Origin of the sequence: Amycolatopsis albispora (assembly GCF_003312875.1) — a bacterium.
Taxonomy (GTDB): domain Bacteria; phylum Actinomycetota; class Actinomycetes; order Mycobacteriales; family Pseudonocardiaceae; genus Amycolatopsis; species Amycolatopsis albispora.
In genome coordinates this window covers 6,524,829-6,539,176 of record NZ_CP015163.1, presented here as the reverse complement: position 1 = coordinate 6,539,176, position 14,348 = coordinate 6,524,829, and the positions used below count along the sequence as shown (strand labels likewise).

The window sequence follows — 14,348 nt, the reverse complement described above, 5'->3', positions numbered from 1 at the left end:
AGAAGATCGGCCGAATGTTCTAGTCAGTCCGTTCCGGCTCGTCCGGCGGCGTGATGCCCTGCTCCGCGGCCCAGCGGCGCAGTTCGGCCACCGCCTCGTCGTGCGCCAGCGGACCGCGGTCGAGGCGCAGCTCCTTGAGGAACTTCCACGCCTTGCCGACCAGCGGCCCCGGCGGCAGCCCGAGCAGCTTCATGATCTCGTTGCCGTCGAGGTCGGGCCGCACGCGCGCGAGGTCCTCGGCCTCGGCGATCCGGGCGATCCTGGCCTCCAGGTCGTCGTAGGTGCGCTGCAGCGCGGCGGCCTTGCGCTTGTTGCGCGTGGTGCAGTCGGCGCGGACCAGCTTGTGCAGCCGGGGCAGCAGGGGACCGGCGTCGGTGACGTACCGGCGCACCGCCGAATCGGTCCACTCGCCCTTGCCGTAACCGTGGAAGCGCAGGTGCAGGAACACCAGCTGCGAGACCTGCTCGACGATCTCCTTGCTGTACTTCAGCTCACGCAGGCGCTTGCGCGCCATCTTCGCGCCGACCACCTCGTGGTGGTGGAAGCTGACGCCGCCGCCCTCCTCGAACTTCCTGGTGGCGGGCTTGCCGATGTCGTGCAGCAGCGCGGCCAGCCGCAGCACCAGGTCCGGCTCGGCGTCCGGATCGTCCTTGCGCTCCAGCGCGATCGCCTGGTCCAGCACGGTCAGCGAGTGCTGGTAGACGTCCTTGTGCTGGTGGTGCTCGTCGATGGCCAGCCGCATGCCGGGCACCTCGGGCAGCACGTGGTCGGCCAGCCCGGTGTCCACCAGCAGCTCCAGGCCCAGCCGCGGGTGCGCGCCGGTGATCAGCTTGGACAGCTCGGCCTGCACGCGTTCGGCGGTGATCCGGCGGATCTCGCCCGCCATCGAGGTCATCGCCTCGACCACGCGCGGCGCGGGCTCGAAACCGAGCTGGGAGACGAACCGCGCGGCACGCAGCATGCGCAGCGGGTCGTCGGTGAAGGACTCCTGCGGGGTGGCCGGGGTGTCCAGCACCTTCAGCCGTACCGCGTCCAGTCCGCCGTGCGGGTCGACAAAGCTCTTCGACGGCAGCTCGATGGCCATCGCGTTGCAGGTGAAGTCGCGGCGGAGCAGGTCGCCCTCGATGGTGTCGCCGAAGGTGACCTCGGGATTGCGGCTGACCTGGTCGTAGCTGTCCGCCCGGAAGGTGGTGATCTCCAGCTGCGAGCCGCCCTTGGTCACGCCGACCGTGCCGAAGGCGATGCCGACGTCCCACACCGCGTCGGCCCAGCCCGCCACCACGGCCAGCACCTGGTCCGGCCGGGCGTCGGTGGTGAAGTCGAGGTCGGGCGACAGCCTGCCGAGCAGGGCGTCGCGCACGCTGCCACCCACCAGGTACAGGCGGTGGCCCGCGGCGGCGAACCGGTCCGCGAGCTGATCGGCCACCGGAGAGATCCGCATCAGCTCGATCACCGCGTTCCGCTGGACGACGAGTTCGTTCACTGGGATCCCACCACGAAAACGGTGCACTTACTACACGCACAGATCAACACGGACACGAGAAGCCAGCGTACCGGCGCACGGTGTTGCTCTAGCATCGCAGCATGCCTGGATCGGCCGGTCGCTCCGGTGGCGCCAAACCGGGACGCCGGTCCCGGCGCCGCCGCGGCAGAAGGCTGACCACGGTGGACGAGACCTCGGCCGGCGGGCTGGTGGTCGACGCCGAGCGGGAGAACGCGGTGCTGATCGGCAGGCTCGACCGGCGCGGGAAACTGCTCTGGTCGCTCCCGAAAGGGCATATCGAAGACGGTGAGACCACCGAGCAGACGGCGGTGCGCGAGGTGAAGGAGGAGACCGGCATTTCCGCGCACGTGCTCCAGCCATTGGGCACCATCGACTACTGGTTCGTCGCCGAACGCCGGCGCGTGCACAAGACCGTGCACCACTTCCTGCTCGAGGCGGCGGGCGGTGAGCTGTCCGACGAGGACGTCGAGGTGACCGAGGTGGCCTGGGTCCCGGTGGCCGAACTGGAGGCCAAGCTCGCCTACGCCGACGAGCGCACCCTGGTCCGCAAGGCCCGCGAACTGTTCGCGGAACAAGCTTCCCGCTCCTCCGCAGAGGGAGTCCCCGAGTGAAAAGGCTGGCCTCGGCCACGCTGACCGCGTTTCTACTGGTACTGCAGGCGTTCATCGGTGTTCCGGCGGGTGGCGCACCAGCCCAGCCGGGGCCGGACGCGCCGAGCAGGCTGCGGCTGGACATCGACGAGATGAACCCGCGCCTGCTGGTGTCCACCTCGGCCACGCTGACCGTGGCTGGCAAGGTGACCAACACCGGCGACCGGCGGATCACCGACGTGCAGGTGCGCCTGCAGTTCGGTGAGCGTCAGACCACCTCGCGCCAGCTCGGGGAGGCGCTCGCGGAGGCGCCGCCGACCGATGCCTCGATCACCAAGTACGTCGACGTCGCGCGGGTGATCGAACCGGGCCAGACGGTCCCGCTGCTGATCACCGTGCCACTCGGCGGGGACGCGAAACCGCTGGTCAGCCGCCCTGGTGTGTACCCGCTGCTGGTCAACGTGAACGGCACGCCGGAGTTCGGCGGCCAGGCCAGGCTGGCCGCGTTCAGCATGCTGCTGCCGGTGCTCGGCGTGCCGGGGCAGAGCGCGCCGCCGAGGCCGGAGCGGCCCACCGAGCTGTCCGTGCTGTGGCCGATCGCCGACACGCGCCCGCGGGTGGTGGCCGCGCCGTTCGGCGGCACGCTGGTGCTCTCCGACGACCAGCTGGCCACCGATCTGGCGCCGGGCGGCCGCCTCGACGCGCTGGTCACCGCACCCAAGAACATCAAGGGCGAGCCCCGGCTGTTCGACTCGATGTGCTTCGCCATCGACCCCGACCTGCTGGAAACCGTCGAGAAGATGGCGGGCGGGTACCTCGTCCGCACGCCGGACGGCGGGCAGGCGCCCGGCCGCGGCCACGACACCGCCGCCCGCTGGCTGACCTCCCTGCGCCAGCTGCTCCAGGACTCGTGCACCATCCAGCTGCCCTACGCCGACGCCGACCTCCCCGCGCTGGCCAAGGTCACCGACGGCGACCCGAGGCTGGCCAAGACCGCGGTCGACAACACCTCGCTGTTCGAGCGCCTGCTCGGGGTCAAGCCGCTGCCCGGGGTGCTGTGGCCGAACGGCGGGCTCGACTCGGCCACGCTCGCCGCGCTCGGGGACGCGCGGGTGACCACCGTGCTCGCCGAGTCCGACCAGCTGGTCTCGAACCGCCCGCTGACCGCACCCGCCACCATCGAGGGCACGAACCTGCGCGGCGTGGCGCTCGACCCGCTGCTCAGCCGGTCGATGGCGGCGACCCGCCCGGTCGAGGGCGCGGCCGCGAACCTGACCCCGGCCGACGACCCGGACCTGGCCGCGCAGAACGCGCTCGCCGTACTCGCCTTCCAGACCGGTGCGCAGTCCGACACCGCGGGCGCGCCGCTGCTACTGGCCCCGCCGCGCCGCTGGACCGCGCCGGTCGACGAGCTGACCCTGCTGCTGCGGACCATCGGCGACTACTCGGGCCTCGGCATGGTCACCTCGAAGCCGCTGCTGGAGGAGTTGGCGAAGCCGGTCAAGGGCACCGCGAAGATGGAGTACGGCGCCAAGGACGCGCCCGCCGAGCTGCCGCAGCCGGTGATCAGCTCGCTGAGCCAGACCGAGCGCGAGACCGCCGACTTCGGCAGCTCGCTGACCGGCGACGCGACCACCCAGGTGGAGCCCGAGGACCTGATCAAGCCGATCCGGTCCGGGCTGATGCGGGCTTCTTCGACGGCGTGGCGTGCCGACAGCGCGGGCGCGCTCGCCTCGGCCGAGGACGCGCGCGGGCAGCTCGACGCCCTGCGCGGCCAGGTCACCGTCGAGACCCCGAAGCAGCAGATCTCGCTGGCGTCGGACACCTCACCGCTGCCGGTGACGCTGAAGAACTCGCTGCCGGTCGGCGTGACCGTGCGGATCAACCTGACCAACTTCACCGGCCTGCGACCGGAGCAGATCCCGGACCGGCCGCTGCCCGCCCGCGGGTCGGTGCCGCACCTGATCCAGGCGGAGGCGCTGCGGACCGGGCACTTCAGCGTGGACGTCTCGCTGAGCACACCCGGCGGCACCCCGCTCGGCTCACCGGCCCGGATGGAGCTGAACTCCACGCAGTTCGGCCTGATCACGCTGATCGTCACGATCGTCGCGGGCGCGGCGCTGCTGCTGCTGTCGGGCCGCCGCATCTACCGCCGGATCCGCGGCAAGGACCGTGCGTAATTTACCCACGGTAACTCCTTGACGCCGATGGGTGGACTGGACCATTCTTCGGAACCATTCCCGGTGGAGTCGTGAATCGGTTTCATGAATGGTGAGGGGCTACGCGACCATGGCAGCGTTGAAAACCCGCAGGATGCTCGTGCTCACCTGCGCCATCGCCACCCTGAGCACGGCGGCCGCCTGCTCCGGTGAACCCGGCGCGCTGCCGGGCTCGCCCGGCGCCTCCGGTCAGGGAATCATCGACCGCGCGCCGGTCGCGTCAGCGGAAGCCATCGCCGCCAGCCCGACCGCCACCGCGATCAAGCAACGCGGCCAGCTGCTCATCGGCGGCTCGCTCGACGCGCCGCTGCTGTCCCAGCAGAACCCGGCCACCGGGGAGACCGAAGGCTTCGACGCCACCCTCGGCAAGCTGCTGGCCAAGTACATCATCGGCACGCCCGACGCCAAGATCGTCAACTCCAGCTCCGAGACGCGTGAGGCGCTGCTGCAGAACAGCACGGTCGACGTGGTCTTCCAGACCTACACGATCACCCCGCAGCGCGCGGAGAAGGTGGCCTTCGCCGGCCCGTACCTGATGTCCGGCCAGGCGATCGCGACGATGAAGGACAAGTCGGCGATCAGGAAGCCGTCCGACCTGAACGGCAAGAAGGTCATCGCGGGCGCGAACACACCGGGCGTCGAGGCGATCAAGGCGCAGGCCCCGAACGCCGAGGTGATCACCTTCGCCACCGACCCGGAATGCGTGCAGGCGCTGGAGCAGAACCGCGGTGAGGCCTACGTGCAGGACCTGACCCTGCTCGCCGCGTCGGCCCGGCTCAACGACAAGATCCAGATCGTCGGCGAGCCGTTCACCAGCGATCCGTACGGCATCGGCCTCAAGCACGGCGACGACGCGTTCAAGAAGTTCGTCAACGACTGGCTGGTGCGGTTGCAGCAGGCCGGGATCTGGCAGCAGGTGTGGAAGGACTCGCTGGGCACCGTGGTCACCGGTGAAGCACCCGCGCCGCCCGCCATCGGCTCGGTCCCCGGCTCCTGACCTTGGACGTCCTGCTCGACAACTTCGGCACCTTCGCCGAGGGCGTGCTCACCACCATCGAGCTGACCACGCTGTCGTTCGCCGGCGCGCTCGCCATCGCACTGGTCATCGTGACGTTCCGGGTTTCGCCCGTGCGGCCGCTGCGGTTCTTCGGCACGGCCTACGTGGAGCTCTTCCAGAACGTGCCGCTGCTGCTCTGGATCCTGTTCTTCGTCTTCGGCCTGCCGAAGCTCGGGATCCAGTTCGAGCTGTTCACCACCGCGGTGCTGGCCGTGTCGATGTACTCGGCGGCCTACTACGCCGAAGCGCTGCGGACCGGGATCAACACCGTGTCCACCGGGCAGGCCGAGGCGGCGCGGGCGCTCGGCCTCGGTTTCGGCCAGTCGCTGCGGTGGGTGATCCTGCCGCAGGCGCTGCGCTCGGTGGTGCAGCCGCTCGGGAACCTGACGGTGATGCTGCTGATGAACACCGCGCTGGCGGCCGGGGCCGGGCTGGTCGAGCTGAGCACCGCGGCCAACCGGGTCAACCTGGTCGAGGCCGAGCCGATCCTGATCTTCTCCGGCGCCGCGGTGGTCTACGCGCTGCTCGCGCTGGTGATCACCGGGGTGACCCGGCTGCTGGAGCGCAGGCTGGTGATCCACCGGTGAACGCGTTGTTCGACGAGCCGGGCCCGCGTGCCCGGCGCCGCATCCGGATCGCCACGGTGGTCAGCGCGCTGGCGGGCGCGGTGCTGTTCGCGCTGGCCGTGCGGCAGTTCGCGGTCAACGGTGAGCTGGACTGGAAGAAGTGGGCGCCCTACACGCAGTGGCCGAACTGGCGCTACCTGCTGACCGCGCTCGGGCAGACCCTGCTCGCGGCGGCGCTGTCGGCGGGCATCGGGGGACTGGCCGGGCTGCTGCTGGCCGTCGCCCGGGTGTCACGCAACGTAGTCGTCAGCGGGCTCGCACGGGCATACCTGGAGACGGTCCGGGTGATTCCGGCCGTGCTGCTCATCTACATGGTGTTGTTCGTGCTGCCGAGCCTCGGCCTGGACCTGCCGCTGCTGTGGAAGCTGGTGGTGCCGCTCGCGGTGTCGAGCTCGGCGCAGTTCGGGGAGATCTTCCGCGCGGGCATCCTGTCGCTGGACCGGGGGCAGGGCGAGGCCGCGGCCGCGCTGGGCCTGCGCACCGGCCAGTCGATGCGCCTGGTGATCCTGCCGCAGGCGGTCCGGCGGGTGGTGCCGTCGCTGGTCAGCCAGACCGGCGGCGTGCTCAAGGACACGTCGCTGGGGTTCTTCGTCAGCTACGCCGAACTGCTGTTCAGCGGAAAGGTGCTGATCGGCTACTACCAGAACCAGCTGCTCATCCAGACCTATCTGGTGATCGGTGCGATCTACTTCACCGCCAACTACGCTCTGTCGCGGTTCGCCCGATGGCTTGAGCGGCGCCGTGATGTCCCGGTAATTCGAACGGGACACCCCAGGGCCATTACCCTGGGCAGCGTTGAGTAGGCAGCCGATGGATTGGGCACGTGTTGGACAGAGAGCCGGGCTCGCCACCGGAGCGACCCGGGCGACAGCGGTCTGACCGGCCATCCCAGGCCACGCCGCCTCGACCCGAGCGCTCCGAGCGACAGCAGCCACCGCCCGACCGGATCCCGCCGGTCCGGGCGCAACGGCCCGCACCCGGCGACGGCCGCACCCGGCAGGTCCCGGTGCGCAAGACGCCGCCGCCCACGCGCGCGATGCCGGTGCCGCCGCCGGCGGGCCAGCAACCCAGCCGCCCCCGTGACGGCGGCGCGGGCCGCCCGGCCCCGCCCCCGAACGGCAGGCCCGCCGACCAGCGCGTCCGCCCGGACCAGGCCGCCCGCCCCGGCCCCCCGGACCGCCACACCCCCGACCGCGACGCCCGCGTCCCCGACGGCCGCCCGGACCGCCCGGATCGCGCTGACCGTGATGGCCGCCCAGACCGCTCCGGCCCACCCGACCGCGACGCCCGCCCGCCGCGCCACGGCGGCCCCGACCGCGATGGCCGCGTCCCCGAGCGCGACGGCCGCCCACTCCCGCCGGACCGCCACGGCGCCCCCACCGGACGCCCCACCGACCGCGGCGGCGACCCGGACTGGCCCGCGGACCCAGCCGACCGCCCCCGCGACCCCGGCGGCCGCCACACCCCACCGCCCCCAGGCGCACGCCCCGGCCCCCCGGACTCGGCAGGCCGCCCAGACCTGCCCGGCCGCCCCGGCATCCCAGACCCAGCGGCCCGCCCAGGACCGCCGGACCAAGGTGCCCGCCCCGGCGACCTGCCGCTCCAAAGCGGCCGCCCAGGCCCGCCGGACCAAGGCGCCCGCCCCGGCCTGCCCGAGCCAGGCATCCGTCCTGGTTCCCGGGACTCGGGGGCCCGGCCCATCGCGGATCCCGGCCGCGCGGCGCCGACCAGTCACCTCCCGCAACCGGGTCAGTTGACCCCGCCGCCCGGGCGCGGCCCGATGCGGCCTCCGCCGCCGATTCCGCAGCGGCCGCCGCGGCCCGAGCCGCCCGTGCGCCCGTGGAACCGCGAGCGGCAGGACGGCCCGCCGCCGCCCCGCCCGCGGGTCGAGTACACCCAGCTCATCCCGGTCGACCGCGGCCTGCCGCCCGGCGCGCGCTGGCCCACCGCCGACCCGGACATGCACCGGCCGTACGACGAGTACGCCACCCGGTTCATCCCGCGCATCTCCGACGGGGTCGCGCCGACCGAGGCGCAGCCCAGCGGCGGCGCGAGTGGCCCGTCACTGGCCAAGTCCAGCGGCCGGATGGCGATCGCCACGCTGACCAGCCGGATCACCGGCTTCGCCTGGAAGGTGATGCTCGGCTGGGTGGCCGGGCTCGGCATCATCTACGACTCGTTCACGGTGGCCAACACGCTGCCGTTGATCATCAACGAGCTGCTGCTCGGCGGCGTGCTGACCAGCGTGGTGGTGCCCCTGCTGGTCCGCTCGCAGGACGACGAGGACGGCGGCGAGGCCTACACGCAGCGCCTGCTCACCATGGCGACCACGGTGCTGCTGATCGGCACCGTGCTCTCGGTCGCCTTCGCCCCGCAGGTCACCGGCCTGCTGATGTCCGACGGCGAGGACGCGAACCCGGCGCTGGCCACCTGGTTCGCCTACCTGCTGCTGCCCGGCCTGCTGTTCTACGGGCTGTTCGCGGTGCTCTCGGCCATCCTGAACGCCAAGCAGATCTTCGGCCCGGCCCAATGGGCGCCGGTGATCAACAACCTGGTCATCTTCGTGACCATCGGCCTCTACGCGATCCTGCCCGGCGACCCGACGCTGGTGCCGTCGAAGATGTCCGAGCCGAAGGTGCTGGTGCTCGGCCTCGGCGTGCTGACCGCGATGACCGTGCAGGCGCTGTTCCTGCTGCCCGCGCTCAAGCGGTCCGGCTTCAAGTTCAAGTGGCGCTGGGGCTTGGACTCGCGGCTCAAGGAGTTCAGCGGGCTGGCCATGTGGATCTTCGCCTACGTGGCGATCAGCCAGGTCGGCATGATCATCAACACCAACGTGCTGACCAGCGGGCAGGCCGGTGGCGTCTCGATCTACTCGAACGCCTGGCTGCTGTTCCAGCTGCCCTACGGCGTCATCGGCGTCTCGCTGCTGACCGCGATCATGCCGCGGATGAGCCGCGCGGCCGCCGACGGCGAGACGAAGAAGCTGGTCGCCGACCTGTCGTACGCGTCACGCATCTCGACGGTGATGCTGGTGCCGATCTCCGCGGTGATGACCGTGGCGGGCACCTCGATCGGCGTCGCGCTGTTCGCCATGGGCAAGGGCGAGCTGGCCGACGCCGAGCGGCTGGGCCAGGCGCTGGCCGTGTCGGCCTTCGGCCTGCTGCCGTACGCGCTGGTCATGCTGCAGATGCGGGTGTTCTACGCGATGAAGGACTCCCGCACGCCGACGCTGATCATGGTGGTGATGACCGGGGTCAAGATCCCGCTGCTCTACCTGGCGTCGGCCCTGCTCGCGCCGCAGCACATCGTGCTCGGCGTGATGATGGTGAACTCGCTCGTGTTTGTCATCGGCGCCATCATGGGCCAGGTTTGGCTGTGGGTGCGGCTGGGCAACCTGCGCAGCAAACGGGTGCTGGGGGTGATCCTGTTCACCGTCGTGGCCAGCGCCGCCGGAGTGGGCGCCGCGCTGGTCGTCGGCATGATCGTGCCGGACGCGCTCGGCGCCACCCTGCAGGCCTGGGTGAAGCTGGTGTTGCAGGGCGTGGTCGGCATCGGCGTCTCGTTCGGCGTGCTGATGGCGCTGAAGGTCGAGGAGCTGAAGCCGGCAACCTCGAGAATCACCCGGTTGATCAAGCGTGGGTAACGATTGCGGCGTGGATCGGCATAGTGCTCGTGTCACATTCACGTACCCTCGGTTGGAGAAATGCAGGAGAGTGCGGTGGACACGAGCCGGAAAGAAGGGGGTGCGGGGAAGGTGGGAGCCCGTGCCCGGAGCGGACCGCTGGCGCCCGGGGCCGTGGTCGGCGACGGCCGATACCGCCTGCTCGCCCAGTTCGGCATCGACGAACGGGCCGACGCCCATCTCTGGCGCGCCCGTGACGGCCAGCTCCGCCGCGACGTCGCGCTGACCCTGCTCGTCGGGGACCCGGCCGACGCGGACGCCGCCCGGCTGGCCCGCCGCACCCTGGAACGCGCCGCGCACGCGGCGAAGTTCAGCCATGACGGGGTGGCCCGGGTACTCGATGTGCTGAACCTCGGCAACGGCATCACGTCGAGTGAGGGCCTGCTCGGCATCGTGGTCGCCGAATGGACCAAGGGCAGCGACCTGGTGGACCTGGTGGCGGACAAGCCGGTCGAGCCGGGTGCCGCCGCCCGCATGGTCGGCGCGCTGGCGCAGGCCGTGGAGCAGGCGCACCAGTCCGGCCTGGTGCTCGGCCTCGACCACCCGCAGCGGCTGCGCCTGACCCCGGACGGCGCGCTGCGCCTCGCCTTTCCCGGCCCGCTGCCCGACGCCACCCTGCGAGACGACGTCAAGGCCATCGGCGGCGTGCTGTACCTGCTGCTCACCGGCCGCTGGGCACTGCCGGGCGGCCCGCCCGCCATCCCGACCGCTCCGCACGCGCCGAACGGCCGCATCGTGCCGCCGCGCTCGCTGCAGCCGCGCGTGCCGCAAACGCTTTCGTCCCTGGCCGTGCGCACCATCGAAGACGGTGGCCACGGCGGGATCCGCACCAGCTCGGCGATCCTCGCGGTGCTCGACCAGGCCGCCGAGGAAGAGGAGCGCACCCAGCTGATCCAGCAGGTCGGCACCGCACCCGAGGAGGAGGCCGACGCCGACGGCGCGATCTGGACCACCAAGAAGCCGGTCCGCGACTCGGCGCGGCGGCGGAAGCTGGCGCTGGGCGTGACCGTGCTGGTGGTCACCGCGGTCGGCATCCTGGCCTGGCTCGGCATGCTGGCCATCTCGTTCTTCCAGGAGAGCCCCGACTCGGGCGGCCCGACGGTGAACGTGGCCGAGCCGACGCCCACCGCGGCGCCCGATCCCGGCGGCAACCCGGCCCCGCCGCCCGCCGATCAGCCTTCGGGTGGTCCGCCGGTGAAGCCGCAGACGGTCAACGTCTACAACCCGAGCGGTGAGGGCGACGCCCCGGCGCGGGCGAAGAACGTGCTCGACGGCAAGCGCGAGACCTTCTGGCGCACCGACGAGTACCGCCAGCAGTTCCCGGACCTCAAGCCCGGCGTCGGCCTGCTCAACAGCTTCGAGCAGTCGGTGAGGCTGAGCGCGGTGAAGATCGCCGCGGACAGTCCCGGCACCACGGTCGAGATCCGGACGGCGGACAAGAAGAACCCCAAGTTCTCCGAGACGCGACTGGTCGGCTCCGGCGAGCTGACCGGCCCGGACAACGAGATCAAGCTGTCCGAGCCCGCCGAAGGGCGGTACGTGATCGTGTGGATCACCAAGCTCGGCACGGACGGCGACAAGCACGTCACCCAGATCAACGACTTGGAGTTCATCGCCGCCGCATAGTGTCCCTCGTGTGGGGGAAGCGGTAGTCGATAGGCTCTTGCGAGTGACCGCTGCAACTCCCACGGACGCCGCGCTCATCGCGGCGCACGCCGCGGGCGATCCGCATGCCTTCAGTGAGCTGGTCCGCCGACATCGCGACCGGATGTGGGCCGTCGCCCTGCGCACCCTGCGAGATCCCGAGGAGGCGGCCGACGCGCTGCAGGACGCCTTCATCTCGGCGTTCCGCGCGGCCGGCAACTTCCGGGCCGAGTCGCAGGTGACCACCTGGCTGCACCGCATCGTGGTGAACGCCTGCCTCGACCGGGTCCGCCGCCGCCAGGCGCGCCCCACCGTCCCCCTGCCCGAGACCAGCCACAACGAGCCGGCCACGCCGCGTGACTCGATGTCCGAGCGGGAAACCCGCCTGGTCATCAAGGAAGCGCTAGACCAGCTGCCCGAAGACCAGCGCGCCCCGATCGTGCTGGTCGACGTGGAGGGCTACTCGGTGGCCGAAACCGCGGAGATGCTCGGCATCGCACAGGGCACCGTGAAGAGCCGGTGTGCGCGAGGTCGCGCCAAGCTCGCCAAGGTTCTCGGACATCTGCGGAACCCCGACGCGGAACCCGGCGTCCCAACTAACGAAAGCAAACATGACCGCACCGAGCGGCGTGTGTCGCGTCCGCTCGGGACGCAGGGTCAGAGGGAGGGACGATGACGGACGAGAGTCGGGGGGTTGGCGGGGCCGTTGGCCCGCCTTGGTCTGTCGACGTGCTCGCCGACCTGCATGCGGGAGTGCTCGATGAACGGGAGGCGGCCGAGCTGTGGCCGCTGGTCCGCGCCGACGCCGAGGCTTCGGCGATCATCGAGGCGCTGGAATCCACCACGGCCGATCTCGCCGCGCTCGGCGACGCCGACGTGGAGCCGATGCCGGCGGAGTTCGCGGCCCGGCTGGACGCCGCGCTCGCCGAGGAGATGGCACGGTCGGCGGGAAACGCCGGTCCGGCGGAGCCGACGGCACCGCCGGTGGCCCCCGTGGTCGGCATCGACGTCGCCCGCCGCAGGCGCCGGGCCAGGATCGCCGGCTGGAGCGCGGGCGTGGTGGGCATCGCGGCGGCGGCCATCGCGGCCATCGCCATCGCGGTCCCGGGCGGTAGTGGCAACGACGGCGCCGGGCAGCCGCCCGTGGCCCAGCCGCCGCCCGGTGCCGGGTCGAACGAGCCACCGCTGGCGCTGCAGCAGGACAACATCCCGATCGGGGAGATCCTCGGGTCGACCGGGAAGATGGACTACGGGCCACTGGGCACCCGCGACCGGGTCGACCAGTGCCTGGCGCAGAACGGGTTCGACCCGGCGGTGAAGCCGGCCGGCATCCGCGGCGCCACCATCGACGGGCAGCCCGCCACCCTGGTCATCCTCACCCCGGGCACGATCGGGCAGTTCCAGCTGGTCGGGCTGTCGCCGGACTGCGCGAAGGTGATGGACAAGACGGTCGGCGGCAAATAGGCGTCCGAGCAGGGGCGGCACCCGCGTGGTGCCGCCCCTTTCTCACGTCCTGCGGTGTGCGTCACCCCTCGGGAACACCGCGACCTACGATCGTGTTAGGCCAGGTACACGGCTACTACGAGCGGAGGCAAAGGGTGGCTGCAGAGGACGTTCGGAACCTGATCATCGTCGGATCGGGTCCTGCCGGCTACACCGCGGCGGTGTACGCGGCACGCGCGCAGCTCGACCCGCTGGTGTTCGAAGGGTCCCAGTTCGGCGGGGCGCTGATGACCACCACCGAGGTGGAGAACTACCCCGGTTTCCGCGACGGCATCCAGGGCCCGGCCCTGATGGAGGAGATGCGCGAGCAGGCCAAGCACTTCGGTGCCGACCTGCGGGCCGAGGACGTCGAGGAGCTCGACCTGACCGGCGAGATCAAGTACGTCACGGTCAACGGCAAGCGCTACGCCGCGCGCGCCGTCGTGCTGGCGATGGGTGCCGCCGCGCGCTACCTGCACGTTCCGGGGGAGCAGGAACTGCTCGGCCGCGGGGTTTCCTCCTGCGCCACCTGCGACGGCTTCTTCTTCCGCGACCACGACATCGCTGTGGTCGGCGGCGGTGACTCCGCGATGGAAGAGGCCACCTTCCTGACCAAGTTCGCGAAGTCGGTGACGATCGTGCACCGCCGCGAGGAGTTCCGCGCCTCGAAGATCATGCTCGAACGCGCCCGCGCGAACGACAAGATCAAGTGGGCGCTGAACAAGGCGATCACCGGGGTGATCGGGGAGGACAAGGTCTCCGGGCTGAAGCTCGAAGACACCCGGACGGGTGAGACCTCGACACTGGACGTGACCGGCTTCTTCGTCGCGATCGGGCACGACCCGCGCAGCGAGCTGGTCCGCGGTCAGGTGGACCTGGACGACAACGGGTACGTGGTGACCAAGGGGCGCAGCTCGTACACCAATCTCGACGGGGTGTTCGCGGCCGGCGACCTGGTCGACCACACCTACCGGCAGGCGATCACCGCGGCGGGCTCGGGCTGCGCGGCGGCGATCGACGCGGAACGCTGGCTGGCGGAGCACGCGGTGACCGAGCAGGCGGCCGAAGCGCCCGAGCTGGTCGGCGGCGGCTACGGCGCCGGCAACTGAACTTTTCCGGATCCACCGACAAAGGAGAGAAGATGACCGACACCGTCAAGGTCACTGACAGCAGCTTCACCGACGACGTCCTGACCAGCGACAAGCCGGTTCTGGTGGACTTCTGGGCGACCTGGTGCGGGCCCTGCCGCATGGTGGCTCCGGTGCTCGAGGAGATTGCCTCCGAGAACAAGGACAAGCTGACCATCGCCAAGCTCGACATCGACGAGAACCCGAACACCGCGCGTGACTACCAGGTCATGTCGATCCCGACGCTGATCCTGTTCCAGGGCGGCAAGCCGGTGAAGCAGATCGTCGGCGCGAAGCCGAAGGCGGCCCTGCTCTCGGATTTGTCCGACGTGCTCTGAACCAACCCACCCGGGTGACCCGTATCGCATGATGCGGGTCACCCGGGTTTTTCACGTCCGGCGCCGGTTCCGCCGTCAC

At 71.1% G+C, this 14,348-nt stretch carries 12 protein-coding genes; 11 read left to right on the top strand and 1 reads right to left on the bottom strand.

Features of this window, described 5'->3' with window-relative positions:
- Window positions 1-19: 19 nt before the first annotated feature.
- Entirely contained in the window at window positions 20-1,441 is a 1,422-nt protein-coding gene (locus tag A4R43_RS30940; RefSeq protein WP_113697986.1) for a CCA tRNA nucleotidyltransferase, read from the bottom strand.
- Window positions 1,442-1,584: 143 nt separating this feature from the next.
- Here A4R43_RS30940 and A4R43_RS30935 point away from each other — a divergent pair, with 143 nt between their 5' ends.
- The 11 genes from A4R43_RS30935 (at window position 1,585) to trxA (ending at window position 14,269) form a co-directional block, all read left to right on the top strand.
- Entirely contained in the window at window positions 1,585-2,115 is a 531-nt protein-coding gene (locus tag A4R43_RS30935; RefSeq protein WP_113695317.1) for an NUDIX hydrolase, read from the top strand.
- Entirely contained in the window at window positions 2,112-4,274 is a 2,163-nt protein-coding gene (locus A4R43_RS30930) for a DUF6049 family protein (protein WP_113695316.1), read from the top strand. The genes A4R43_RS30935 and A4R43_RS30930 overlap by 4 nt, the downstream gene beginning before the upstream one ends.
- Before the next feature lie 109 nt (window positions 4,275-4,383).
- Window positions 4,384-5,310 (top strand): glutamate ABC transporter substrate-binding protein, encoded by a 927-nt coding sequence (locus tag A4R43_RS30925; protein WP_113697985.1) that lies wholly within the window; start codon window positions 4,384-4,386, stop codon window positions 5,308-5,310.
- Window positions 5,311-5,312: 2 nt separating this feature from the next.
- Window positions 5,313-5,957: an amino acid ABC transporter permease gene (locus A4R43_RS30920; protein ID WP_113695315.1), complete on the top strand. Its 645-nt coding sequence runs from the start codon at window positions 5,313-5,315 to the stop codon at window positions 5,955-5,957.
- Window positions 5,954-6,799: an amino acid ABC transporter permease gene (locus tag A4R43_RS30915; RefSeq protein WP_113695314.1), complete on the top strand. Its 846-nt coding sequence runs from the start codon at window positions 5,954-5,956 to the stop codon at window positions 6,797-6,799. Before A4R43_RS30920 ends, A4R43_RS30915 begins: the two co-directional genes overlap by 4 nt.
- A 1,028-nt stretch (window positions 6,800-7,827) precedes the next feature.
- A complete protein-coding gene (gene murJ / locus A4R43_RS30910; RefSeq protein WP_472240944.1) occupies window positions 7,828-9,639 on the top strand; it encodes a murein biosynthesis integral membrane protein MurJ in 1,812 nt (603 codons plus the stop codon).
- Between the two features lie 111 nt (window positions 9,640-9,750).
- Window positions 9,751-11,304 (top strand): protein kinase family protein, encoded by a 1,554-nt coding sequence (locus A4R43_RS30905; RefSeq protein WP_205215110.1) that lies wholly within the window; start codon window positions 9,751-9,753, stop codon window positions 11,302-11,304.
- Window positions 11,305-11,347: 43 nt separating this feature from the next.
- Window positions 11,348-11,998 (top strand): RNA polymerase sigma factor SigM, encoded by a 651-nt coding sequence (sigM, locus tag A4R43_RS30900; protein WP_113695311.1) that lies wholly within the window; start codon window positions 11,348-11,350, stop codon window positions 11,996-11,998.
- Window positions 11,999-12,075: 77 nt separating this feature from the next.
- A complete protein-coding gene (locus A4R43_RS30895) occupies window positions 12,076-12,786 on the top strand; it encodes a hypothetical protein (protein ID WP_335645116.1) in 711 nt (236 codons plus the stop codon).
- Between the two features lie 134 nt (window positions 12,787-12,920).
- Entirely contained in the window at window positions 12,921-13,913 is a 993-nt protein-coding gene (gene trxB, locus A4R43_RS30890) for a thioredoxin-disulfide reductase (RefSeq protein ID WP_113695309.1), read from the top strand.
- A gap of 32 nt (window positions 13,914-13,945) precedes the next feature.
- Entirely contained in the window at window positions 13,946-14,269 is a 324-nt protein-coding gene (trxA, locus tag A4R43_RS30885; protein ID WP_113695308.1) for a thioredoxin, read from the top strand.
- The last annotated feature ends 79 nt before the right edge of the window (window positions 14,270-14,348 follow it).

Coding starts and splice junctions, on each gene's coding strand:
- trxA (WP_113695308.1), top strand. CDS start 13,946: ATGACCGACACCGTCAAGGTCACTGACAGCAGCTTCACCGACGACGTC.
- A4R43_RS30925 (WP_113697985.1), top strand. CDS start 4,384: ATGGCAGCGTTGAAAACCCGCAGGATGCTCGTGCTCACCTGCGCCATC.
- A4R43_RS30940 (WP_113697986.1), bottom strand. CDS start 1,441: ATGCGGATCTCTCCGGTGGCCGATCAGCTCGCGGACCGGTTCGCCGCC.
- A4R43_RS30935 (WP_113695317.1), top strand. CDS start 1,585: ATGCCTGGATCGGCCGGTCGCTCCGGTGGCGCCAAACCGGGACGCCGG.